19 protein-coding genes and 1 pseudogene are annotated in these 25,578 nt (G+C 36.5%); 18 read left to right on the top strand and 2 right to left on the bottom strand.

The window, feature by feature from the left end:
* Window positions 1–30: 30 nt before the first annotated feature.
* The 7 genes from K412_RS0119300 to K412_RS0119270 all read left to right on the top strand — a co-directional run bounded on the left by K412_RS0119300 (window position 31) and on the right by K412_RS0119270 (window position 7,076).
* Window positions 31–327, top strand: a complete 297-nt coding sequence (locus tag K412_RS0119300; protein WP_024834606.1) for an EscU/YscU/HrcU family type III secretion system export apparatus switch protein — start codon at window positions 31–33, stop codon at window positions 325–327.
* Window positions 317–700 (top strand): YraN family protein, encoded by a 384-nt coding sequence (locus tag K412_RS0119295; RefSeq protein WP_479691924.1) that lies wholly within the window; start codon window positions 317–319, stop codon window positions 698–700. The genes K412_RS0119300 and K412_RS0119295 overlap by 11 nt, the downstream gene beginning before the upstream one ends.
* A 38-nt stretch (window positions 701–738) precedes the next feature.
* Window positions 739–1,677, top strand: a complete 939-nt coding sequence (locus K412_RS0119290; RefSeq protein WP_024834604.1) for a dipeptidase — start codon at window positions 739–741, stop codon at window positions 1,675–1,677.
* 621 nt (window positions 1,678–2,298) lie between these two features.
* On the top strand, window positions 2,299–3,576 hold the full coding sequence (locus K412_RS0119285) for an aspartate aminotransferase type Ic (protein ID WP_024834603.1): 1,278 nt from the start codon (window positions 2,299–2,301) through the stop codon (window positions 3,574–3,576).
* Window positions 3,577–3,827: 251 nt separating this feature from the next.
* On the top strand, window positions 3,828–5,255 hold the full coding sequence (purB, locus tag K412_RS0119280; protein WP_024834602.1) for an adenylosuccinate lyase: 1,428 nt from the start codon (window positions 3,828–3,830) through the stop codon (window positions 5,253–5,255).
* A 97-nt stretch (window positions 5,256–5,352) separates the two neighbouring features.
* Complete coding sequence (locus tag K412_RS0119275) at window positions 5,353–6,093, top strand: GntR family transcriptional regulator (RefSeq protein WP_024834601.1); 741 nt, start codon at window positions 5,353–5,355, stop codon at window positions 6,091–6,093.
* 80 nt (window positions 6,094–6,173) lie between these two features.
* Complete coding sequence (locus K412_RS0119270; protein ID WP_024834600.1) at window positions 6,174–7,076, top strand: serine hydrolase; 903 nt, start codon at window positions 6,174–6,176, stop codon at window positions 7,074–7,076.
* A gap of 42 nt (window positions 7,077–7,118) precedes the next feature.
* On the opposite strand, the gene istB is transcribed toward K412_RS0119270, so the two are convergent.
* Both istB and istA read right to left on the bottom strand, forming a co-directional pair.
* Window positions 7,119–7,877: an IS21-like element ISCth9 family helper ATPase IstB gene (istB, locus tag K412_RS0119265; protein ID WP_024832078.1), complete on the bottom strand. Its 759-nt coding sequence runs from the start codon at window positions 7,875–7,877 to the stop codon at window positions 7,119–7,121.
* A complete protein-coding gene (istA, locus tag K412_RS0119260) occupies window positions 7,877–9,361 on the bottom strand; it encodes an IS21 family transposase (RefSeq protein WP_024831343.1) in 1,485 nt (494 codons plus the stop codon). The genes istB and istA overlap by 1 nt, the downstream gene beginning before the upstream one ends.
* A 120-nt stretch (window positions 9,362–9,481) precedes the next feature.
* Here istA and K412_RS22250 point away from each other — a divergent pair.
* From K412_RS22250 to K412_RS0119210, 11 genes and pseudogenes are all read left to right on the top strand, one after another.
* A pseudogene (locus K412_RS22250) lies at window positions 9,482–9,676 on the top strand (serine hydrolase); the annotation flags it as partial.
* Window positions 9,677–9,802: 126 nt separating this feature from the next.
* Complete coding sequence (locus K412_RS0119255; protein ID WP_024834599.1) at window positions 9,803–10,444, top strand: DedA family protein; 642 nt, start codon at window positions 9,803–9,805, stop codon at window positions 10,442–10,444.
* Window positions 10,445–10,544: 100 nt separating this feature from the next.
* Complete coding sequence (locus K412_RS22075) at window positions 10,545–10,706, top strand: DUF1540 domain-containing protein (RefSeq protein WP_081741836.1); 162 nt, start codon at window positions 10,545–10,547, stop codon at window positions 10,704–10,706.
* Window positions 10,707–10,796: 90 nt separating this feature from the next.
* On the top strand, window positions 10,797–11,072 hold the full coding sequence (locus K412_RS22860; protein WP_024834598.1) for a hypothetical protein: 276 nt from the start codon (window positions 10,797–10,799) through the stop codon (window positions 11,070–11,072).
* Window positions 11,026–11,496 (top strand): amino acid permease, encoded by a 471-nt coding sequence (locus K412_RS22070; protein ID WP_242835732.1) that lies wholly within the window; start codon window positions 11,026–11,028, stop codon window positions 11,494–11,496. The genes K412_RS22860 and K412_RS22070 overlap by 47 nt, the downstream gene beginning before the upstream one ends.
* Window positions 11,497–12,508: 1,012 nt before the next feature.
* Entirely contained in the window at window positions 12,509–15,997 is a 3,489-nt protein-coding gene (locus tag K412_RS0119235) for a cohesin domain-containing protein (protein WP_024834596.1), read from the top strand.
* A gap of 114 nt (window positions 15,998–16,111) precedes the next feature.
* Complete coding sequence (celCCF, locus tag K412_RS0119230) at window positions 16,112–18,271, top strand: cellulase F (protein WP_024834595.1); 2,160 nt, start codon at window positions 16,112–16,114, stop codon at window positions 18,269–18,271.
* A 132-nt stretch (window positions 18,272–18,403) separates the two neighbouring features.
* On the top strand, window positions 18,404–19,786 hold the full coding sequence (locus K412_RS0119225; protein ID WP_024834594.1) for a glycosyl hydrolase family 8: 1,383 nt from the start codon (window positions 18,404–18,406) through the stop codon (window positions 19,784–19,786).
* Window positions 19,787–19,834: 48 nt separating this feature from the next.
* Complete coding sequence (locus tag K412_RS0119220; RefSeq protein ID WP_024834593.1) at window positions 19,835–22,012, top strand: glycoside hydrolase family 9 protein; 2,178 nt, start codon at window positions 19,835–19,837, stop codon at window positions 22,010–22,012.
* A 94-nt stretch (window positions 22,013–22,106) separates the two neighbouring features.
* Entirely contained in the window at window positions 22,107–24,740 is a 2,634-nt protein-coding gene (locus tag K412_RS0119215) for a glycoside hydrolase family 9 protein (RefSeq protein WP_024834592.1), read from the top strand.
* A gap of 161 nt (window positions 24,741–24,901) precedes the next feature.
* A complete protein-coding gene (locus K412_RS0119210; RefSeq protein WP_024834591.1) occupies window positions 24,902–25,573 on the top strand; it encodes a cohesin domain-containing protein in 672 nt (223 codons plus the stop codon).
* Window positions 25,574–25,578: the final 5 nt, after the last annotated feature.

The raw sequence follows: 25,578 nt of genomic DNA, 5'->3' as shown, positions 1-25,578 counted from the left end.
CAATAAAATACGAATGGTGGGGGATGTGGGTTGAAGGAAGACAACATAAAAAAACAAATAAAACATGCAGCTGCTTTGCAATATTCACCTGAAACTGACGCAGCTCCTAGAATAGTTGCGGCCGGAAAGGGCCAAGTAGCAGAGCGAATTATTCAGAAAGCACAAGAAAGTAATATTCCGTTATATCAGGATAATAATCTTGCCCAAACCCTTTCCTCTTTGAGTATTGGGGATGAAATACCTCCGGAAATATATGAGGTGGTAGCAGAGATACTTATATTTATAGGCTGTGTGGATGAAAGTTATGGGGATTTGCATGATGACTGATTCAAATAAAAGGGAAATTGGAGCAGCCGGTGAGAAGGAAGCAGTGGAGTTTCTTCAAAGAAACGGATACACTATTCTGAAAGCAAATTACAGGGTAGGACGTTTGGGCGAAATAGATATAATTGCTAATGAAAATGAATACATTTGTTTTATAGAGGTAAAAACCAGAAGAACAATCACCTTCGGAACACCTGGAGAAGCAGTGAACTGGGTAAAACAGCAGAAGATTCGCCAAATAGCATCTATCTACCTGACAAACACAAGAAAAATGAATACTAAGGTGAGATTTGATGTAGTTGAAGTTTTAATTGAAAAATCTACAGGAAATGCAAATATCGTAAAAAGTATAAACCTTATAAAAGATGCCTTTTAAAAAGTGAAAAATTTATATTATTTAATGGAGATGACAGCATGACTTATGTTGACGCACATTGTGATACCATTACAACTATCATGAAAACAGGGGAAGCTCTGAAAAAAAATAGCGGTCATATTGATCTTGAAAGATTAAAAAAAATTGATAGTTTTGTTCAGTTCTTTGCAGCATTCATTTCTCCTGAGCAGGCAAAAATGGGGGCTTTAAGGCGGACACTTGATATTATAGACAAACTTTATAGAGAAATTGAAATTAATAAGAATGACATAATGTTATGTCGTAATTACAAGGATATAGTAAATGCAATAAATAGTCGTAAAGTAGCTGCTGTTCTTACCATTGAGGGCGGGGAAGCACTTGAGGGAAGCTTAGCTGTGCTGCGTATGCTATACCAACTGGGTGTAAGGGCAATAACTCTTACATGGAATTTTAGAAACCAGATTGCCGATGGTGTAGCTGATGGGGTTACCAATGGAGGATTAACACCATTTGGTAGGGAAGTAGTTGCCGAGATGAACAGGTTGGGAATGATGGTTGATGTATCCCATTTGTCAGAGGCAGGATTTTGGGACGTAATAAATCTTTCCTCAGCACCAATAATAGCATCTCACTCCAATGCTAAAAAGATTTGCGGCCACAGTAGGAACTTAACCGACGAGCAGCTTCTTGCATTGAAAAAAAATGGTGGTGTAACAGGCATAAATCTTTGCCCATATTTTATCGTTAATGAGGGTAAAGCGGAAATGAAGCATGTCATATCTCACATTGAACATATTGTTGGACTTACAGGTGAGGATACTCTTGGATTTGGAGCAGATTTTGACGGGATAGATAATACACCTGTCGGACTTGAAGGAGTACAGTTTATCCCTGATTTAATCAATGAACTGCTGAAATTAAATTATAGCGAATCTCTTATTAATAAAATTGCAGGAGAAAATTTTTTAAGAGTAATAAGAACTGTAGTTAAGTAATTAAGTAATAAAATAATTTACAAGCCGCTAATCTCAACTAACAGGAAGGGGAGTATTAGCGGCTTATATTATTATTCTTGAAAATGCTGCTTAATGGCATTTATGTCTGATGTGGAAGCTTTACAGGCCTCTTTATTTTTCAGAAATAAGATGAAGGGTTGCTTATAATATTTATGTTTCCAGCTGATTTAGCTTGAAAAATAAGGCGCAGGTTACGCTGGCACCTATGTAAGATAACCCAACATGAACTTATATCTTATTAATATTTTTACATTGTGGTTTACATAATATAATTGCCTTGTACTTATTATACAAAGTATATGTCTTAATGTCAATTAACAAAAAATATATAATCCATCTACTTTTTGCTTAATTTTCCTTACAAATATAGATATGCAATAATGGCCTTTTATTGCTATATTTCAACATAGAAATCCATTTAGAAAATAACTGCAGTTTGTTTTTTGAATTCCTGCATAATTTCTAAAAAAAGTCTTTTTAAAAATATTTTAGATTAGATTTTTTGAATTGGTAAGAACATAAAACTTGCATATATTAATAATATGTATTAAAATTGATTTATGTTTGTTTAGGTCAAAATGGCAATCGGAGGAGATAATAATGAAGAGTTATAAAGATTTGTCTAAAGAAGAATTAAAAAATGAGATTGAAATATTAGAAAAAAGATATAATGAATTTAAAGCACAGAATCTAAAACTCGATATGACAAGAGGTAAGCCTTGTGCTGAACAACTTGATATAAGTATGGATATCCTTGATATACCTGCAAAAGAACTCAGAAAGGCTGCTGATGGTACAGACTGCTTCAATTATGGTGTTCTGGATGGTATTCCGGAAGCAAAAGCACTTTTTGCTGAAATGCTGGAAGTAGCTACAGACGAAATTATAGTTGGAGGTAATTCCAGTCTGAATTTGATGTATGATACTGTTGCAAGAGCTATGTCGCTAGGTATCTTGGGAGGTACTCCATGGTCAAAGCTTGACAAAGTTAAATTCCTTTGTCCCAGTCCAGGATATGACAGGCATTTTGCTATATGTGAATTATTTGGAATAGAAATGATTACCGTTGATATGAAACAGGACGGACCTGATATGGATACTATTGAAAAACTTGTTTCAGAAGACGAAAGTATAAAGGGTATTTGGTGTGTACCAAAATACAGCAATCCTGACGGAATTACCTATACAGATGAGGTTGTTGACAGGTTTGCAAACCTTAAACCAAAGGCAAAGGATTTCAGAATATTCTGGGATAACGCTTATTGTGTACATCATCTTTCTGAAAATCCTGATAAATTAAAGAACATACTTAAAGCATGTAAGGATGCAGGAAATGAGAATATGGTATATATTTTCAGCTCAACATCCAAGATAAGTTTCCCGGGAGCAGGGGTTGCGGTAATGGCGTCAAGTGTTGAAAATTTAAAAGGAATCAAAAAGAGTCTTACCATACAAACAATTGGTCATGATAAAATAAATCAATTAAGACATGCTAAGTACTTTAAAAACCTTGAGGGCATCAATAATCACATGAAGAAACATGCTGAAATATTGAAACCAAAATTCAATACAGTTCTTGAAATTCTTGAAAAAGAACTTGGAGGCAAGGACATTGCATCTTGGAATAAGCCAAACGGAGGATATTTTATCAGCCTAAATACAATGGACAATTGTGCAAAAGAGGTTGCTAAGCTTGCAGGGGAGGCTGGCGTGGCATTAACTAAAGCAGGCGCTACATTCCCATATGGCAATGACCCAAGAGACAGGAACTTGAGAATTGCTCCAACAATGCCCCCTGTTGAAGAATTGAAGAAGGCAATAGAAGTTCTGGCAATATGTGTTAGGCTTGTAAGTGCTACTAAACTGTTAAATCAATAATTATTTTATAAATAGCTTGAATAGGTGAATTATTCAAGCTATAATAATCCATGAGTTAGAATTGTAATGTAAATTACAATCTCATATTCATAAATGTCTAAAGCGGGATAGTATCCCGCACTTTTTTTGCAGTTTCAGAATCCGAACATTTTTAAATTTATTGGTGCAAATATTCGGCATATGTTGTATAATATTTGAGTGGTATGAGATATGATTAATTTAATTATTTTGTTAGTTGGGGGATTAGTTGAATGAAAAATGTTTATGAAAGTCCTTTTAATGCAAGATATGCAAGCAGTGAAATGCAGAAGATTTTTTCACCGGATATGAAATTTACTACATGGAGAAAGCTATGGATTGCACTGGCAGAAGCTGAAAAGGAACTTGGATTGAATATAACCGATGCTCAAATTGAGCAAATGAAGAAAAATCAGGATAACATTAATTATGAAGTTGCCGAAAAGTATGAAAAAGAGTTTAGACATGATGTTATGTCCCATGTTCATGCTTTTGGCGAGCTTTGTCCCGACGCAAAGCCTATAATTCACCTTGGAGCAACATCCTGTTATGTAGGAGATAATACTGATATTATAATTATGAATGAAGCATTGAAGCTTGTAAAAAGTAAAATGCTTATTCTTATTAAGAAACTTTCTGACTTTGCAATAGAGTATAAGGATCTGCCAACTTTAGGTTTTACTCACTATCAACCTGCACAGTTGGTTACGGTAGGTAAAAGAGCTACCTTGTGGATTCAGGAACTTCTGATGGATATGGAAGATTTGGAGCATGTAATTGATAATATGAAACTCCTTGGCTCAAAGGGTACAACTGGTACACAGGCTAGCTTTTTAAATCTATTTGATGGAGACCACGAAAAAGTTAAGAAACTTGAAAAACTTATTGCTGAAAAGATGGGCTTTAAAAATGTATTTGCTGTTTCCGGTCAGACTTATCCAAGAAAGCTTGACAGCAGAGTTCTTGGAGTATTAAGTGGAATAGCTCAAAGTGCGTATAAATTTAGTAATGATATGAGATTGTTACAGAGTATGAAGGAAATAGAGGAGCCTTTTGAGGAAAAACAGATAGGTTCATCTGCAATGGCATATAAACGTAATCCAATGAGATGTGAAAGAATTTCTTCCCTTGCAAGATATGTTATAGTTGATGCATTAAATCCTGCTATTACAGCGTCTACACAATGGTTTGAAAGAACACTTGATGACTCTGCAAATAAGAGAATCTCTGTACCAGAAGCTTTTCTTGCAATAGATGCTATACTTAACATATATATTAATGTAGCAAGCGGTCTGGTAGTATACCCAAAAGTTATTACAAAGCACGTTATGGATGAACTTCCATTTATGGCTACTGAAAATATAATGATGGAAGCTGTTAAGCGTGGGGGAGACAGACAAGAACTTCATGAGTTAATAAGAACCCATTCAATGGAAGCTGGCAAGCGTGTCAAAGTTGATGGTGAGAAAAACGATCTAATTGAAAGAATTGCAGGAGACCCACGTTTTGGAATGACTCTGGAAGAACTGAATTCTGTGTTGGAGCCAAAGAACTATATAGGAAGAAGTCCGGAGCAGGTTGTTGAATTCATAGAGAATGAAGTAAAGCCAATTCTGAATAAGGAACACTTAGCTGATATTCAGGTTGAATTGAAAGTTTAGAAGATTTATGTTGAAGTTTAGTATTATGTTGTTATAATTATAAAGATAGGATGTCTATACATCATCCTATCTTTTATCATATTCTGGGAGTGATTCAATGATAAATAAATTTAGCAGCATACCGCTATATTTGCAATTAAAGGATTTAATTATAAAAAAGATAGAAAATAATGAGTTTCCGGCAAATTCTCAAATACCTTCTGAGCAGGATTTATGCCAGATGTATGACATAAGCAGGCCTACTGTGAGACAGGCTATAAGTGAGCTTACTAACAGCGGCTATCTATATAAGGAAAAGGGAAAGGGAACCTTTGTATATGGAAGAAAGAACGTAATTGATATTAAAGATTACAGCGGATTTACAGATTCAATTCTTGACTGCCAGACTCCAGCTGAAAAAAATATTATTGAATTGAAAGAAATAGATAGTTCATTGATAAATCAGCTTAATGAAATATTTAACTATAATTCAAATATGCCAATTGCAGAGATAACGTATTTGTCATTTATAAATAATGAGAGAAATGAAGTTTATTCTCTCAATAAGTCGTACATACCCCTAAGTCTTTTCCCTGATATTATTTCCCAGTTGAAAGACGGAAAATCTTCCATAGATATTTTAAGAGGGAAATACCCTTTAATTCCTGATAAGAGCAGGAGTATACTTGAGATAGTGTTTGCGGACCAAAATGATTCGCCGCTTCTGAGAGTTCAGCCTGGTCAACCACTTATTAAGCTTCAGAATACATTATTTTCAAAAAGCGGTCAGCCGGTTGAATATATAATATCTAAATACAGGGCAGATAACTGCAGATTATTGTTTGAAAATAGTAAATAAAGGATACATTTTACAGAGTACATTAATTCTACTATAATGTTACTGTTAGAAGCAAATGTAATTATATACGGAGGATAAAAATGAGTTCTTACTACATTAGAAATGAAAAAAAATATAAAAAAAGACGTGCACTTATTACTGTAATAAGCGTGTTTGGAATAATAGCAATAGCTATGGGAGTTTACCTGTTCATGAATAAGGGAGAAACAACGGCTACTTCTCCTACTGATTCAACAAAACCCACAGTCGCTCAAACGGATACATCACCAACTACACCAACATCGTCAGAGCATTCTGCGGCAGCAGCATCTACATCAACTTCTGTCACCAGCCTAAACGGAGTGAATACAAAGGACCATGGCTTTTTACCTAATATAGGATCTGTTAAAAAAAGCGGTAAGATGGATGGATTAAGAAAATTAATAACCGATTATACTTCGAGACTTTCAGGAAAGTATGGAGTTACATTTATTGATTTGGCTACCGGAGAGATGGTCAATGTTAACGATACCGACAGATATATAGCAGCAAGTACTTCGAAGCTTCCTATTAATGTTCTTTTGTATAAGTATGTTGAAGCTGGAAAGGTTAATTTGAACGATATGCTTACATATCAAAAGGAAGATGTTGAACCTGGTACGGGAATAATACAGCAATCTCCTTTCGGAACCCAGTATAGCGTTCGAGAAACATCAAAGCTGTCAATACGAAAAAGCGATAATTGCGGTGTTAATATGATAATCCGACTTCTGGATATTCAAAATGTACGTCAATACCTGGTTGATCTTGGTGGAAAGGTCTATTATGATAATCGTCATCGTTCATGCCCATACGATATGGCATTGGTAGCACAGGATTTGTACAAACATTATCTAAAAAATGAAGATGTTTATGGAGAACTTATAAATAACCTTGAAAATACTGATTGGCATGATAGAATTGATGCACAGCTAACAGGTGTGTTAATGTCAATCAAAATTTAGGCCACTTACCGGAGTAAAATCAGGCCACCATTTCATAAAAAATCAGTCATTATTTGCCTGCTTGGAAAGAGCCTGCTTAAACCTGTAGCTTTCACCATTGATGTTCAGTATGTGTGCATTATGGGTCAGGCGGTCAAGCAGGGCAGCTGTCATTTGTTCATCGCCTAACACCTCCGTCCATTTTGGAAATTCTAAGTTTGTAGTTATGATCAGGCTGCCTCTCTCATATCGGGAGGAGCAGAACTGGAACAATAATTCAGCTCCGACTTTATTGAAGGGCACATAGCCCAATTCGTCAAGGATCACTAATTGCGGCGCCAGCCATTGCTTTTCGAACTTGTTAAGACGATATTCCTGCTGTGCTGCAAGCAATTCATTTATCAAACCAGCTGCCGTATAGAATTTGACCTTCATACCCTGCCGACAAGCCTCGTAACCGAGCGCAGTTGCAATATGGGTTTTCCCTACTCCGGAGTTGCCTATCAAAATGACATTTTCTCTTCTTCGGATATATTCTCCCTGCATGAGTTTCAATACCCGTGGTTTGTTCAAAGAAGGTATGGCAAGGAAGTCAAAGCTTTCAATCGTTTTGATTACGGGGAAGCCCGCTTGTCGTATCCCTCTCTGAATCCGGTTGTTCTCCCGCTGGTGTACTTCCTGCTCCAGCACACACAGCAGATATTCTTCATAATCCAGATTGTTGTCTGCGGCTTCTCTTGCCAGGGATTCATAGGTTTTTGCCACCTGAGGCATTTTTAGCTTCTTCAAGTAAGTTTCAATAAGCATTTTATTGACCGGCATTATTGCCCACCTCCTGACATGAGAGCGCTGTATTTGCTGAGATCAGGAGGTATTACAACAACCTCGGGGATGCCCTGAAGCTTGTCTTTGCTGACAGGAGCCGTCTTAGGATTGCCTGAGACCAGCAGCTGTCCTAATATGTTAAATAAACCGTCATAACTGTATACATTGTATGCCATAGCTATTTCAATAGCTTCTGTCACCAGTGCCGTAGGGTAATCCCTGTGCAGCATAAGTATCTTTACGAATTCCCTGTTGCCTCTCGGACTTCTTGCATTTAAGCTTCGACGATACTGCTCATAAACGGGTGCCAGCATCTGAGGTTTATATACTTTTGTGTTGCCCAGGGCGCGTGATTTTTGCAGCAGCAGTTCCAGATAGTGATCAAGCTTTATCTGCTCCTGGTATCGTCCGTATATCCTTGGATGGCTTGCTATCATTGTCCCTTTGTATAGTATTTTTACTTCATCTGCTGTAGCTTTAACAGTGACTTTCTCTCCCACATATATCGTGGGAACAGAGTATCGGTTAGTTTCAAACTGTACCATAGAATAGCGGTTGACCTTTGCTTCTTTATACCTCGCGCCATCAAACCTTACTGTCGGTAATGGCCTCAAAGCAGCCCTTTCCGCCTCCCATTTCGGATTACTTTCCAAAATCTTTATGCATTCGTTGTGCAGATATTCATTCAACTCCTCAAAGGAATCAACCTCAGGGTAGGGTACGAAGAACCTTCGCACAGCCTCTTTGCCTGCATTCTCCACACCGCCTTTATCGCTTCCCTTTGCTGGCCGGCAGAATGAAGATTCATAAAGGTAATGGGTACGTAAGGCGATAAATTGCTCCTGTTCTTCTCTGTTGCTGCCTTCGAGTATCTTCTTCACTGCCGTTTTTAGATTGTCATATGCTATCTTGTATGGTACACCGTTCATAAACTCAAAGCATTTGATATGCCCATCAAAAAATGCTTCCTGTTTCTCAAAAGGGTATGCTCTTACGTAGAATCCGCCTGATCCTCTCAACTTCATTACAAACAAATGTGCCTTGGTTTCTTTGCCTTTCAGATAAAAGTATGCTTCTGTCCAGTCCACTTCTGCATAGGCCCCCAGTTCGAACTCCAATGGCAGGAAAGCTTCCTTTTGCTTTCTGTATTCCTTCCTCAGGTAATCCATTACAGTATTGTATCCGCCCAAGAAGCCTTCTTTTTTAAGTGTCTCAAATATTTTAGTCCCTGTGTGACGCTGCTTACGATGCCTTGTTTTATCGTCTTCTATTATTTGCTTGATCATTGGTATGTATGGGCCTAATACCGGATGGCTACGTTCTTTTGTCAACTTATATTTCGGCGGTTTTGGTTCATCCATGGAAATATATTTTGAGATCGTATCCCTGTGCATTCCAGTTCTGCGGCTTATTTCCCTGATACTTAGGTCTTCCATGAAGTACATTTTTCTGATATCCTCTAATTGTGCCATCTTAATCATATCCTTTCCTCCTGTACGATGATGCTGTCAACATAATCATACAGGAAATTTGATTAAGGTGGCCTAATTTTTTACCGGTATGTGGTACAATTTTAGAGTAGCACTAACACAGGTGTAAAAGTTGCTCATAAAATAGGCAATCAGGTAAAAACCGCCAATGACGTAGGTATAGTATTTGCCTCTCATCCATATGTACTTTCCATTATGACGGATAATGTTGATTTTGTGGCAGCCTGTAAGAATGAAGCTACATTATCAAAAAAGATTTATGATTATGTAGAGAGTTATGCTGCTCAAGACCAATTACAAAATTGATATGAATAAATAAATTGCAAGAGCTCATTCACAAGTCATGTGCAATGAGCTTTTTGTCTTTTTCAGACAAACTGCGAGTTATTGGGTATAATAGATATATGTTTACCAAGGAGGCTCCCAAAAATAATGCAAAATTTTATTTTAAATTTGATAAATGACGTAATAAATAATAATGTTATTGTTACATATTTATTTTTCTTTTTATCTGGAATTCTTCAGTTGGTTTTTCCGCCGTATCCTTCAGATGTTATAATTGTATTTGAAGGCTATTTGACAACTTTAGGAGGTCAATTTCATTTTGCACCAGTATTAATTAATTCAATATTGGGCAGTCTTGTGGGTTCAATACTTGTTTATTGGTTCGGGTATAAAAAGGGTAATGAAGTTTTAAGGTATAAGATAGTATTAAAGTATATTGACGAAAAACATATTAAACGTTCTGAAAAGGTATTCCATAAATATGGTAAATATGGACTGATACTAAGTAAATTTATACCTGGGACAAGTACCATAATGGTTTTATTTTCAGGAGTTTTCCGGGTTAAAAAGAGTGTTTATTTTTCATATATTGTTATCTCAATATTAATACAGCAGGTTATATATATGATTATTGGACGTTTTATAGGCAATAATATTTCCATGGTAAATAAGTTTTTATCATATTTTAATATTCTTTCAGTGATTGTTTTAGCTTTCCTGGTTATTGCGGGATTTTTATTTTACAAAGTTAAAAAGTCTAAAAAAAACGTAAGTACAGATAACCAGTAATTTTGATAATGTTAAAAATTCCTTTGTTTAATTATTTATAATGTGAAAATAATATCTCTTAGTACAGCATTACAGAAAAAATACTGGGAGGTGATTGTAAATGGATGCACCTTGTATGAAAGTTAAGTGCGGTGTCACAAACTGTGCCTACAATGAAGGTCACATGTGCTATGCCAATGCACTTGAAGTTAACCCTATGGATGGAGCTAAAGCCAGTATAAGTGATGAGACATGCTGCACAACATTTAAAGAGAAAACTTGATATAGAATAACCAAGAATAGGATAATCAGTTTATTGCTGATTATCCTATTCTTTAGAAGAGATAAAATATATTAAACAAGGAGAATTTAATTGAGCAGTAAATCTATAAAAAAAGGATTTAACAGAAACCATCTTATAATAATGGCACTTGGAAATATTATTGGCTCAGGCATATTTCTAGGGAGCGGAACAGTAATTTCAATTGCAGGCCCTGCAGCAATCCTAGCTTATATTTTTGGTGGGATTATTATGGTAATGGAAATAATGTTTATAACTGAAATGACTATTATTAATCCTGCTCCGGGGTCTTTTAGGGTACATGCGTCAGAAAATGTACAGTGCTTCAAGGATGCTGAACTCACTTAGTATGGGGAAACAAGCTCCTAAGGCATTTTTAATTAAAAATAAAAACGGAGTTCCTGTTTATGCTCTTGGACTCAGCAGCATTGTTCTGTTTCTTACAGCGGTTATTTCATATATAATACCATCAAAGGTATTTGAAATATTGGCGGCTGCCAGCGGATTTACTGCACTTGTTAACTGGCTTACAATTTCAATTACACACTTTTTCTATAGAAGGAAAACTCTAAAAGAGAAACCAGACAGACTTAAATATAAAGTTCCGGGATGGCCTATAATAAATTTTATCGCGGTAACATTTATATTGATTGTATTTGCCACATCACCTTTATATCCTGGACAGATATCAGGACTAATCGGAAGTATAACATTATTTGCATTTTTAGTAATTATTTATATAATAATGAAGTCAAAAAAGTTGATAAATTAATTATGTCGATATAATGTAAAGAAGTAATTACATGTAAAAACAAATATAAACGATAAAAAATATTGATTGCAGTTTGTCATTTAGCTTATAAATATGGTAAAAACTAAAAAATAAGTTTTTATATTGCATATTATTATTATTTATGGTAGTTTATATCTAGAAAATTACAAAAGTGGCAAACGATTAACATAAGACGGTTATTATTTGTATTATTGTTGCAGAAATTAGCATAAAAAACAAAAAAAAAGAAGGGCGAGCTTTATATAAAATTACTAAAAATCTGTTGAAAAAATGTTGAAAAAGTACTTGTAATTTAATTACATAAATGGTAATATGAATTTGAGGCATTTATGACTATACGAAAAATATGAAAAAAAGCGTTTAAAGGGGTAATGTATTATTAATTATTAAAACAAAAAATGATAAAATTTGATAATGGTAAGCACCTAAAGTAAACGGCTTAAACATATTCATTTCAAATATCTGTAAGACTCGCTTTATAAGTATTAATTCTCTAAGTTATATTCTTTCTAACTATCATTATATCTAAATTTAAATTACGTCTACGAACTATTTGGCTATATTTAGCTACAAGCATTATGACAGAATAGTACCTTCTTTTCAGAAAAAGTTATCGTTATTTAAAAAAATATAATAAAAGTGATTATAAAAAGTATCAAAATAATCGGAATAGATGACTGTGGTAATGTGTATATTTTGAGAATTTTATAATCAAGTTAAAGCATTTCTGAATTAATTTAAATTATGAAAAACCACTTAGCCAATAAAGATTAAGGAGGTGAAAATATTTATTCAGTTATATCGGTGTGCCTGTAAAAATGAAACATTTTAAAACATTTTTAGAGTAAGGCAGTTTAAAAGCATCTTTTATTTAAAAGTACTTTTTATTAATAACTGCCTTAAACTGATAAAAGACTGAATATTGGTGATAAAACCCATAGTCAAAAGGCCAGATGGTTTTCATGTAAAATAAAAAATAGGAGGTTTACAAATGCGTAAAAAGTCTTTAGCATTTTTGCTAGCACTAACAATGTTGGTGACATTATTAGGAGCTCAGCTTACAGCTTTTGCAGCTGATACTGGCGTCATATCAGTTCAATTTAATAATGGTAGTTCACCAACATCATCAAGTTCAATATACGCTAGATTTAAAGTTACAAACACAAGTGGTTCACCAATCAACTTGGCAGATTTGAAACTTAGATATTATTTTACTCAGGATGAAAATAAGCAAATGACATTCTGGTGTGACCATGCAGGTTATCTGAGTGGTAACAACTATATGGATGTTACTTCAAAGGTATCTGGAACATTTAATGAAGTAAGCCCTGCAGTTACAAATGCAGATCATTATCTTGAAGTTGCATTAAGCAGTGATGCAGGAAGTCTTCCAGCTGGAGGATCTATAGAAATTCAAACCAGATTTGCAAGAAACGACTGGTCTAATTTTGATCAATCAAATGACTGGTCATATACTTCAGCTGGTTCATACATGGATTGGCAGAAAATTGCTGCTTTCGTAGGCGGAACTCTTGTATATGGTTCAACACCTAATGGTGATGACAACCCAACACAAGACCCAAAAATCAGTCCTACTTCTATTTCTGCAAAACAGGGACAATTCTCAGACGCTGTAATAGCTCTTACACCAAATGGAAATACATTTAATGGAATTACTGAGTTGCAGAGTAACCAATATGTAAAGGGAACAAACCAAGTAACAATATTGGCTAGCTATTTGAATACATTGCCAGCAAATAGCACAAAAACTCTTACATTTGATTTCGGTGTAGGTTCAAAGAATCCTAAATTGACTATCAATGTAGGTGAAAGTGGTAATACAAATGGTCTTAAGGTTTCAGTAGGAACAGCTGTTGGTGCTCCTGGTGATACAGTAACAGTTCCTGTTACATTTGCTGATGTAGCAAAAGTAAACAACGTAGGAACATGTAACTTCTATCTTGGATATGATGCAAGTCTTTTGGATGTAGTATCAGTAGATGCAGGTCCAATAGTTAAGAATGCAGCAGTAAACTTCTCAAGCAGTGCAAGCAACGGAACAATCAGCTTCCTGTTCTTGGACAACACAATCACTGATGAATTGATTACTTCAGATGGTGTGTTCGCAAATATCACATTTAAGATTAAGAGTACTGCTACACAAGGTACAACACCAATAACCTTCAAAGATGGAGGAGCTTTTGGTGACGGTACTATGTCAAAGATAGCTTCAGTTATTAAGACAAGTGGTAGTGTAGTTATAAGTCCAGATCCTACAAATGCTCTTAAAGTAACAGTAGGAACAGCAGAAGGTAATGTTGGAGAAACAGTAACAGTTCCTGTTACATTTGCTGATGTAGCAAAAGTAAACAACGTAGGAACATGTAACTTCTATCTTGCATATGATGCAAGTCTTTTGGATGTAGTATCAGTAGATGCAGGTCCAATAGTTAAGAATGCAGCAGTAAACTTCTCAAGCAGTGCAAGCAACGGAACAATCAGCTTCCTGTTCTTGGATAACACAATCACTGACGAATTGATTACTTCAGATGGTGTGTTTGCAAATATCACATTCAAATTAAAGAATGTATCAACTAAAACAACAACACCAATAACCTTCAAAGACGGAGGAGCATTTGGTGACGGTACTATGTCAAAGATAACTACAGTTATCAAGACAAACGGTAGTGTAACAATTATTCCTGGTGACCCAGAACCTACAGAAGATCTTAACGTAGCAGTAGGAACAGCAGAAGGTAATGTTGGAGAAACAGTAACAGTTCCTGTAACATTTGCTAATGTAGCAAAAGTAAACAACGTAGGAACATGTAACTTCTATCTTGCATATGATGCAAGTCTTTTGGATGTAGTATCAGTAGATGCAGGTCCAATAGTTAAGAATGCAGCAGTAAACTTCTCAAGCAGTGCAAGCAATGGAACAATCAGCTTCCTGTTCTTAGATAACACAATCACTGATGAATTGATTACTTCAGATGGTGTGTTTGCAAATATCACATTCAAATTAAAGAATGTATCAACTAAAACAACAACACCAATAAGCTTCAAAGATGGAGGAGCATTTGGTGACGGTAATATGGCAAAGATAGCTACAGTTGTTAAAACAAACGGTAGTGTAACAATTATTCCTGGTGATCCAGAACCTACAGAAGATCTTAACGTAGCAGTAGGAACAGCAGAAGGTAATGTTGGAGATACAGTAACAGTTCCTGTAACATTTGCTAACGTAGCAAAAGTAAACAACGTAGGAACATGTAACTTCTATCTTACATATGATGCAAGTCTTTTGGATGTAGTATCAGTAGATGCAGGTCCAATAGTTAAGAATGCAGCAGTAAACTTCTCAAGCAGTGCAAGCAACGAAACAATCAGCTTCTTGTTCTTAGATAACACAATCACTGACGAATTGATTACTTCAGATGGTGTGTTTGCAAATATCACATTCAAATTAAAGAGTGTATCAACTAAAACAACAACACCAATAAGCTTCAAAGACGGAGGAGCATTTGGTGACGGTACTATGGCAAAGATAGCTACAGTTGTTAAGACAAATGGTAGTGTAACAATTATTCCTGGTGATCCAGAACCTACAGAAGATCTTAATGTAGCAGTAGGAACAGCAGAAGGTAATGTTGGAGATACAGTAACAGTTCCTGTAACATTTGCTAACGTAGCAAAAGTAAACAACATAGGAACATGTAACTTCTATCTTACATATGATGCAAGCTTGTTAGATGTAGTATCAGTAGCTGCAGGTCCAATAGTTAAGAATGCAGCAGTAAACTTCTCAAGCAGTGCAAGCAACGGAACAATCAGCTTCTTGTTCTTAGATAACACAATCACTGACGAATTGATTACTTCAGATGGTGTGTTTGCAAATATCACATTCAAATTAAAGAGTGTATCAACTAAAACAACAACACCAATAAGCTTCAAAGACGGAGGAGCATTTGGTGACGGTACTATGGCAAAGATAGCTACAGTTGTTAAGACAAATGGTAGTGTTACTATCGATGTTGGTGAGCCTGTTGTTACAGGACTTGGAGTAAAGATTGCTTCAGTAACAGGAAAAACTGGTGATACTATAACAGTACCTGTAACTCTCAGCAATGTTGCTACAGTAGGTAATGTAGGAACATGTAATTTCTATATTACATATGACCCAACCTTGTTGCAGGCTGTATCAGCAACAGCTGGTGATATAGTAATAAATGCACCTGTTAACTTCTCAAGCAGTATCAATGCAACAAATGGTACTATCAGTATTCTTTTCCTTGATAACACTATAACTGATCAACCTATCGCAAGTGATGGAGTAATCACTAACCTTACTTTCAAAGTATTAGGTTCTTCAAGCACAACTACTCCTATCGCTTTCAAAGCAGGTGGAGCATTCGGTAATGGTAACATGGCAAAAATCAGTGATATCACATTCACAAATGGAAGTGCAAAACTTAATTAATTATTGAATTTAAATTTTCCATACTTTATGGCTGAAAGGCCATAAAGTATGGAGCTTTTAAAAACTTATAGCAGTTTTACTGCCATAAAATTCAAATAATAAGGAAGGTGTAAAATGAGTAAGAATTTTAAGAGAGTAGGAGCAGTTGCAGTTGCTGCAGCAATGTCATTATCAATAATGACAACAACTAGCATAAATGCAGCAGCAAGCCCGGTAAACAAGGTGTACCAGGAGCGTTTCGAATCCATGTACAACAAGATTAAGGATCCTTCAAACGGATACTTCAGTGAAGAGGGAATTCCTTATCACTCAGTAGAAACACTCATGGTTGAAGCTCCAGACTACGGACATGTTACAACAAGTGAAGCAATGTCCTATTATATGTGGTTGGAAGCAATGTATGGAAGATTCACAGGAGATTTTTCAGGTTTTAACAAGTCTTGGACTACTACTGAAAAATATTTGATCCCTACAGAAAAGGATCAGCCTAATTCAAGTATGAGCAGATATGATGCTAACAAGCCTGCTACATACGCTCCAGAATTCCAGGATCCAAGCAAGTATCCTTCACCATTGGATACTAGCCAACCTGTTGGTAGAGATCCAATTAATTCACAATTGACTTCAGCATATGGAACCAGCATGCTGTACGGAATGCATTGGTTACTTGATGTTGACAACTGGTATGGATTTGGAGTAAGAGCTGATGGAACAGGAAAGCCATCATATATCAATACTTTCCAAAGAGGTGAACAAGAGTCAACTTGGGAAACCATTCCTCAACCATGTTGGGATGAACATAAATTTGGTGGACAGTATGGATTCTTGGATCTCTTTACAAAGGATACAGGTACTCCAGCAAAACAATTCAAATACACAAATGCACCGGACGCTGATGCTCGTGCAGTTCAAGCAACTTACTGGGCTAATGAATGGGCAAAAGAACAAGGTAAGAGCGTAAGTACAGAAGTAGGTAAGGCATCAAAGATGGGTGATTACCTCAGATATTCATTCTTTGATAAGTATTTCAGAAAGATTGGACAACCTACTCAAGCTGGTACAGGATATGATTCAGCACATTATTTGCTTTCATGGTACTATGCATGGGGTGGTGGAGTTGACTCAACTTGGTCATGGATAATCGGTTGCAGTCATAACCATTTTGGATACCAGAATCCATTTGCAGCTTGGGTACTTTCAACAGATTCAAGCTTCAAGCCTAAGTCATCAAATGGTGCAACTGACTGGGCAAAGAGCTTGGACAGACAGCTTGAATTCTATCAGTGGTTGCAGTCATCAGAAGGTGCTATTGCCGGTGGTGCAACAAACTCATGGAACGGACGTTATGAATCAATTCCTTCAGGTACTTCAACATTCTACGGAATGGGTTATGTAGAAAACCCTGTATATGCTGACCCAGGTAGTAACACTTGGTTTGGTATGCAGGTATGGTCAATGCAGCGTGTAGCTGAATTGTACTACAAGACTGGTGATACTAGAGCTAAGAACCTCTTAGACAAATGGGCAAAATGGGTTAACAGTGAAATTAAGTTCAATGCTGACGGAACATTCCAGATTCCTGGTACACTTGATTGGGAAGGACAGCCAGATACTTGGGACCCAACACAAGGATACACTGGAAATCCAAACTTGCATGTTAAAGTTGTAAACTACAATACTGACCTTGGTTGTGCTTCTTCACTTGCAAACACATTGACTTACTATGCTGCTAAATCAGGAGATACAACTTCTAAAGAGAATGCTAAGAAGCTTTTAGATGCTATGTGGAATAATTACAGCGATTCAAAGGGTATTTCAACTATTGAACAACGTGGTGATTACCACAGATTCCTTGACCAGGAAGTTTATGTACCAGCTGGTTGGACTGGAAAAATGCCTAACGGTGATGTAATTAAATCTGGTGTTAAGTTCATAGATATTCGTTCTAAGTACAAGCAGGATCCTGAATGGCAGACAATGGTAGCTGCTTTACAGGCTGGACAGGTTCCTACACAGAGATTACACCGTTTCTGGGCTCAGAGTGAATTTGCAGTTGCAAATGGTGTTTATGCAATACTCTTCCCAGAAGGATCTAATTTGGGAGATGTTAACGGCGACGAAACTGTAGACGCTATTGACCTTGCTATGCTTAAGAAATATCTGTTAAACAGCAGTACTTCAATAGTTGCTGGAAATGCAGATATGAACGGTGATGGAGCAATTGACGCTATTGACTATGCTCTTTTAAAGAAGGCACTTCTTGCTAATCAATAGTATTAATTAATGCTATAACGCATATGTAACCTTAAAGTCCGGACGGTATTTGATGTGATTAGATTATTCATTCTTGTGCCGTCCGGGCTTATGAGTTACAAAGAAAAATAAGAAAAGGATTAAGGTAAGAACATGATTAAAGGTTCAAGCTTAAAAAGAATTAAATCACTTGTTATGATGGCTATATTCAGTGTTTCAATAATCACAACGGCCATCGTGTCAAGTGCAGCTGATCAAATTCCTTTCCCATATAATGCAACATATCCATATGGAGCTTACAGTTGTCTGGCGGATAGTCAGTCAAGTGCAAATAATTTACTTAAAAGCGAATGGGAACAGTGGAAAAGTGCTCATATTACATCCAACGGAGCAAGGGGATATAAAAGAGTTCAAAGAGATGCTTCTACAAACTATGATACAGTTTCAGAAGGACTTGGATACGGAATGTTGCTAGCTGTTTATTTTGGAGAACAGCAATTATTTGATGATTTATATCGATATGTTAAAGTTTTTTTAAATTCAAATGGACTTATGTCTTGGCGCATTGATGCTAACGGCAATATAATGGGACAAAATGCTATTGGTGCTGCTACAGATGCAGATGAAGATATTGCAGTATCTCTTGTGTTCGCTCATAAAAAATGGGGAACAAGTGGAGGATTTAATTATCAGACAGAAGCTAAAAATTACATAAATAATATATATAATAAAATGGTAGAACCAGGTACATATGTATTAAAACCAGGAGATATGTGGGGAGGGTCTGATGTAACTAATCCATCATACTTTGCTCCTGCTTGGTATAGAATCTTTGCTGATTTTACAGGTAATTCTGGATGGATTAATGTAGCAAATAAATGTTATGAAATAGCTGATAAAGCAAGAAACAGCAATACGGGACTTGTTCCTGACTGGTGTACAGCAAATGGAACTCCGGCATCAGGACAAGGTTATGATTTCTATTATGATGCAATCCGTTATCAATGGAGAACAGCTATTGATTACAGTTGGTACGGTACTGCAAAGGCTAAGACACATTGTGATGCTATCTCAAACTTCTTCAAGAATATTGGGTATGCTAACATAAAAGATGGATACACATTATCTGGTAGTCAGATAAGTGCAAATCATACTGCTACTTTTGTTAGCTGTGCTGCTGCTGCTGCAATGACAGGTACAGACGCTACATATGCAAAGAACATCTATAATGAGTGTGTTAAAGTAAAAGATACAGGTAACTACACCTATTTCGGTAATACTTTAAGAATGATGATTCTTCTTTATACAACGGGTAACTTCCCAAATCTTTATAGCTACAGCTCTCAACCACAGCAAGGTTTAAAAGGCGATGTCAATAATGATGGTGCTATAGATGCCCTTGATATTGCTGCGCTCAAGAAGGCTATTTTGACTCAATCAACTTCTAATATTAATTTAACAAATGCTGATATGAATAATGACGGAAATATTGATGCCATTGATTTTGCTCAGCTAAAAGTTAAACTGCTCAATTAGAATTTAAAAGGAAGTATGTCAAATTTAATTTTAGGGAGTGATGGCAAATTGCTTAAAACTAAAAGAAAATGGACAAAGGCTATCGGTGTTGCATTATCGATTTCAGTATTGTCTTCTTTGGTATCATTTATACCTCAAACAAACACATATGCTGCAGGAACATATAATTATGGAGAAGCTTTACAGAAATCAATAATGTTCTATGAATTTCAGCGTTCAGGTGACCTTCCGGATGATAAGCGTGACAACTGGAGAGGCGATTCCGGTATGAAAGATGGTTCTGATGTAGGACTTGATCTTACAGGCGGATGGTACGACGCTGGTGATCATGTAAAATTTAACCTACCAATGTCATATACATCTACAATGCTTGCATGGTCTTTATATGAGGATAAAGATGCTTATGATAAAAGTGGTCAGACCAAATATATCATGGACGGTATTAAATGGGCAAATGATTACTTTATTAAATGTAATCCCACACCAGGTGTATATTATTATCAGGTAGGAGATGGAGGCAAGGATCACTCTTGGTGGGGTCCTGCAGAAGTAATGCAGATGGAAAGACCGTCTTTCAAGGTTGACGCTTCTCATCCTGGTTCTGCAGTATGTGCTTCCACAGCAGCTTCTCTGGCATCTGCAGCGGCAATTTTTAAATCCAGTGACCCTGCTTATGCAGAAAAGTGCATAAGTCATGCAAAGGACTTATTTGATATGGCTGATAAAGCAAAGAGTGATGCAGGATATACAGCTGCTTCAGGTTTCTACAGCTCAAGCTCATTTTATGATGATCTTTCTTGGGCTGCTGTATGGTTATATATTGCTACAAATGACAGTACTTATTTGGACAAAGCAGAATCCTATGTACCTAATTGGGGTAAGGAACAGCAGACAGATATTATAGCCTACAAATGGGGACAGTGTTGGGATGATGTACACTATGGTGCTGAACTTCTCCTTGCAAAGCTTACAAACAAGCAATTGTATAAGGATAGTATAGAAATGAACCTTGACTTCTGGACAACTGGTGTTAACGGAACACGTGTTTCTTATACACCAAAGGGATTGGCATGGTTATTCCAATGGGGTTCATTGAGACATGCGACAACTCAGGCATTCTTAGCTGGTGTTTATGCAGATTGGGAAGGCTGTACGCCATCCAAAGTATCTGTGTATAAGGATTTCCTCAAGAGTCAGATAGATTATGCTCTTGGAAGTACTGGAAGAAGTTTTGTTGTAGGATATGGAGTAAATCCTCCTCAGCATCCTCATCACAGAACAGCTCACGGTTCATGGACAGATCAAATGAATTCACCAGCATACCACAGACATACTATATATGGTGCGTTGGTAGGAGGACCTGATAATGCAGACGGCTATACTGATGAAATAAACAATTATGTTAATAATGAAATAGCCTGCGACTATAATGCTGGATTTACAGGTGCACTTGCAAAAATGTACAAGGAGTTTGGCGGAGATCCGATTCCGAACTTCAAGGCTATTGAAAAAATAACCAACGATGAAGTTATCATAAAGGCTGGTTTGAATTCAACTGGTCCTAACTACACTGAAATCAAGGCTATAGTGTATAACCAGACAGGATGGCCTGCAAGAGTTACAGACAAGATTTCATTCAAATATTTCATGGACTTGTCTGAAATCGTAGAAGCAGGAATTGATCCTTTAAGTCTTGTAACAAGTTCAAATTATGCAGAAGGTAAGAACACAAAGGTTTCTGGCATATTACCATGGGATGTTTCAAAGAATATTTACTATGTAAATGTTGATTTGACAGGAGAAAATATCTACCCAGGCGGTCAGTCTGCGTGCAGAAGAGAAGTTCAGTTTAGAATTTCCGCACCACAGGGAACAAGCTATTGGAATCCTAAGAATGACTTCTCATATGATGGATTACCAACCAGCAGTACTGTTGATACAGTTACCAATATACCTGTTTATGATAACGGTGTAAAAGTATTCGGTAACGAACCAGCTGGTGGACCAGAAAATCCAGATCCTGAAATCTTGTATGGTGATGTAAACAGCGATAAGAATGTAGATGCATTGGATTTGGCTGCCTTAAAGAAATATTTACTGGGTGGCACTTCCAGTATAGATGTTAAGGCTGCAGATACATACAAGGATGGAAATATTGATGCTTTAGATATGGCTACTTTGAAGAAGTATTTATTGGGAACAATTACCCAATTACCTCAAGGCTAATAGAAGTTTATTTTAATGCTTATTGAGTTTTTAATGCTTGCATTATTTAAAAATGTAGGCTTTAAAAAATAAAAAATTTTACTAGGAGGTAAATATGAAAAAAAGGTTAGTGAAGAAAATTGCGATGCTTGTCGCAATTGTGCTGGTTCTATCTTCTTCAATAGGACAAGCATTTGCCCTTGTTGGGGCAGGAGACTTAATTCGAAACCATACCTTTGACAACAGAGTAGGTCTTCCATGGCACGTGGTTGAATCATACCCTGCAAAGGCAAGTTTCGAAATTACAGCAGACGGTAAGTACAAAATAACTGCTGAAAAAATCGGTGAAGCAGGAAAAGGTGAAAGATGGGATTTACAGTTCCGTCACAGAGGACTCACAATGCAGGCAGGACATACATACACTGTAAAGTTTACTGTTACTGCTAGCAGAGATTGTAAAATCTATCCTAAAATAGGAGATCAGGGTGAGCCATATGCTGAATATTGGCATATCGGTCAATGGGAATTTTTGGACTTAAAAGCAGGTGTACCAGTAACTTATACTGATACATGGAGACAGAATGTAGATAAGAGTAATGTTGAATTTGCTTTCCACCTTGCTCCAGATAAAGATAAGGCTTCATATGAATACAATGGCAACTTCCAGCCAATAACATTTACTTTTGATGACATTTATCTTCAGGATCCTCAATTCGCTGGATACGAACCAGATCCAGTTGAACCTACTAACGTTGTACGTTTGAACCAAGTAGGATTCTATCCTAATGCTGATAAGGTTGCAACTGTAGCAACAAGTTCAACAACTCCAATTAACTGGAAGTTGGTTAACAGTTCAGGAGCAACTGTTTTAAGTGGTAAATCAACTGTTAAAGGTAACGACTCTGCATCAGGTGACCATGTTCATATCATTGATTTCTCAAGTTACAAAACACCTGGTACAGGCTATAAGATAGTTACAGATGTTCCTGTAACAATTGCCGGAGACAATGAAAGTATGCCTTTCGATATTGGCGATAACCTCTTTACTCAAATGAAATACGATTCAATGAAGTATTTCTATCACAACAGAAGTGCTATTCCAATAGAAATGCCATACTGTGATCAACCACAATGGGCTCGTCCTGCAGGACACACAACTGATATACTTGCGCCAGATCCAACAAAGTCTTACAAGGCTAACTACACACTTGACGTTACAGGTGGTTGGTATGATGCTGGTGACCATGGTAAATATGTTGTTAATGGTGGTATTGCAACTTGGACTGTAATGAATGCATATGAGCGTGCACTTCATTTGGGTGGAGACCTTTCAGTTGCTCCATTTAAAGATGGTTCATTGAAAATACCTGAAAGCGGAAATGGCTATCCTGATATACTGGATGAAGCACGTTACAACTTAAAAACATTATTAAATATGCAGGTTCCAGCAGGAAATGAATTAGCTGGTATGGCTCACCACAAAGCTCATGACGAACGTTGGACAGCTCTTGCTGTACGTCCTGACCAGGATACAATGAAGCGTTGGTTGCAGCCTCCAAGTACAGCGGCTACATTAAACCTGGCTGCTATTGCTGCACAAGGTTCACGTCTCTGGAAACAGTATGATTCTGCTTTCGCGACTAAATGTTTGACAGCAGCAGAAACTGCATGGGATGCAGCTGTTAAACATCCTGACATATATGCAACTATGGAACAGGGCCCAGGTGGTGGAGCATATGGAGACGACTACGTTCTTGATGATTTCTACTGGGCAGCATGTGAGTTGTATGCAACAACAGGCAGTGATAAGTACTTAAACTACATAAAGAGCTCAAAGCATTATCTCGAAATGCCAACTGAATTAAATGGCGGTGAGAATAATGGAATTACAGGAGCTTTTGACTGGGGTTGTACAGCAGGTATGGGAACAATAACACTTGCACTTGTACCTAACAATCTTCCAGCTGCAGATGTAGCTAAAGCTAGAGCTAATATTCAGGCTGCTGCTGACAAGTTCATATCAATTTCAAATTCACAAGGTTATGGAGTACCAATTGAAGAAAAAGTAATTTCTTCTCCATTTGATCAATCAGTTGTTAAAGGTTTCCCTTGGGGATCAAACTCATTTGTTATTAATGAAGCAATAGTTATGTCATATGCTTATGAATTCAGTAATAACAAGAAATATATCAATGGTGCATTAACTGCTATGGATTACCTCCTCGGACGTAACCCAAATGTTCAGAGCTATGTAACTGGTTATGGTGATAACCCACTTGAAAATCCTCATCACCGTTTCTGGTCATATCAAGCAGATAACACATTCCCAAAACCACCTCCGGGATGTCTCTCTGGCGGACCTAACTCTGGTTTACAGGATCCTTGGGTTAAGGGTTCAGGTTGGCAACCAGGTGAAAGACCTGCAGAAAAGTGTTTCATGGATAATATTGAATCTTGGTCAACAAACGAAATAACTATCAACTGGAATGCTCCTCTTGCATGGATGTCAGCTTACCTTGATGAAAAGGGTCCAAAGATTGATAGTCAGACTTCTACAACAAACTTAGGAGATGTTAACGGTGACGGTAACAAGGATGCAATAGACTTCGCATTATTGAAGAAAGCATTGTTAAGTCAAGATACTTCTACTATAAATGTTGCTAATTCTGATTTAAACCAAGATGGTTCTATTGATGCAGTTGACTTTGCATTACTTAAATCATTCTTGTTAGGAAAAATCACACTGTAATTTAAGTTTTATTTGGAACAATAGGAATGCATAAAAAGCATTCCTATTGTTCCTATCCTATTATAGTTTCAAGTGTTTGAACGGATATGTTATTTCCTTTAATTAAAATGTCTATAGTCATTTTATAGTAATAAAATATTGAATAAACAAGGAGAAAAGCCATGAAAAAAGTAATATTGGCAATATTATTAATTATTTTAGTGACTGCTGCAATAATATTTGGGGTAAACCATTTTACATCTGATTCAGAAACATCAACTTCAACAATAAGTAGTACAGCTTCATCATCACCTTCAGTATCCGCATCTTCTTCACCGGCCCAAAATTCAGATTCAAAATCTACTAAATCAACATCCGATAAGGATAGTAAAGATTCAAATAGCGATTCAAAAGACAAAACTCCAGGCGGTGAGGCAGAAATATCAATAGGAAAGGCAAGCGGAGCTACTGGTTCAACTGTAACAATCCCTGTAAAGCTTAATAACTTACCTAAAAAAGGTATTGGAAGTTTTAATTTCAATATTAAGTATGACACAGATGCTCTTGAAGTTGTTGAGGTAAAACCAGGTGAAATTTTTGGAAGTAACAATTCCAATTTTGATTATACAGTTATTGATGCAACAGGTCTGGTCAGTTTTCTCTATACAAGCAGTAACAGTGGGAAAGATACTGTAACAAAGTCAGGAGTTATCACAAATATTACTTTCAAAATAAAGGATAATGCTAAGAAGGGAACAATTAAAATTTCAAAAGGTACTGCTGGTGCATTTGGAGATACTGAACTTAAGAAAATTAATCCTGTATTCACAGATGGTGAGATAACAGTTAAATAACTGAT

Source organism: Ruminiclostridium josui JCM 17888, from assembly GCF_000526495.1.
GTDB lineage: Bacteria > Bacillota > Clostridia > Acetivibrionales > DSM-1351 > Ruminiclostridium > Ruminiclostridium josui.
This window is presented reverse-complemented; position numbering and strand designations above follow the sequence as displayed.

Coding starts and splice junctions, on each gene's coding strand:
- K412_RS0119295 (WP_479691924.1), top strand. CDS start 317: ATGATGACTGATTCAAATAAAAGGGAAATTGGAGCAGCCGGTGAGAAG.
- K412_RS0119290 (WP_024834604.1), top strand. CDS start 739: ATGACTTATGTTGACGCACATTGTGATACCATTACAACTATCATGAAA.
- K412_RS0119285 (WP_024834603.1), top strand. CDS start 2,299: ATGAAGAGTTATAAAGATTTGTCTAAAGAAGAATTAAAAAATGAGATT.
- purB (WP_024834602.1), top strand. CDS start 3,828: ATGAAAAATGTTTATGAAAGTCCTTTTAATGCAAGATATGCAAGCAGT.
- K412_RS0119275 (WP_024834601.1), top strand. CDS start 5,353: ATGATAAATAAATTTAGCAGCATACCGCTATATTTGCAATTAAAGGAT.
- K412_RS0119270 (WP_024834600.1), top strand. CDS start 6,174: ATGAGTTCTTACTACATTAGAAATGAAAAAAAATATAAAAAAAGACGT.
- istB (WP_024832078.1), bottom strand. CDS start 7,877: ATGCCGGTCAATAAAATGCTTATTGAAACTTACTTGAAGAAGCTAAAA.
- istA (WP_024831343.1), bottom strand. CDS start 9,361: ATGATTAAGATGGCACAATTAGAGGATATCAGAAAAATGTACTTCATG.
- K412_RS0119255 (WP_024834599.1), top strand. CDS start 9,803: ATGCAAAATTTTATTTTAAATTTGATAAATGACGTAATAAATAATAAT.
- K412_RS22075 (WP_081741836.1), top strand. CDS start 10,545: ATGGATGCACCTTGTATGAAAGTTAAGTGCGGTGTCACAAACTGTGCC.
- K412_RS22070 (WP_242835732.1), top strand. CDS start 11,026: ATGCGTCAGAAAATGTACAGTGCTTCAAGGATGCTGAACTCACTTAGT.
- K412_RS0119235 (WP_024834596.1), top strand. CDS start 12,509: ATGCGTAAAAAGTCTTTAGCATTTTTGCTAGCACTAACAATGTTGGTG.
- celCCF (WP_024834595.1), top strand. CDS start 16,112: ATGAGTAAGAATTTTAAGAGAGTAGGAGCAGTTGCAGTTGCTGCAGCA.
- K412_RS0119225 (WP_024834594.1), top strand. CDS start 18,404: ATGATTAAAGGTTCAAGCTTAAAAAGAATTAAATCACTTGTTATGATG.
- K412_RS0119215 (WP_024834592.1), top strand. CDS start 22,107: ATGAAAAAAAGGTTAGTGAAGAAAATTGCGATGCTTGTCGCAATTGTG.
- K412_RS0119210 (WP_024834591.1), top strand. CDS start 24,902: ATGAAAAAAGTAATATTGGCAATATTATTAATTATTTTAGTGACTGCT.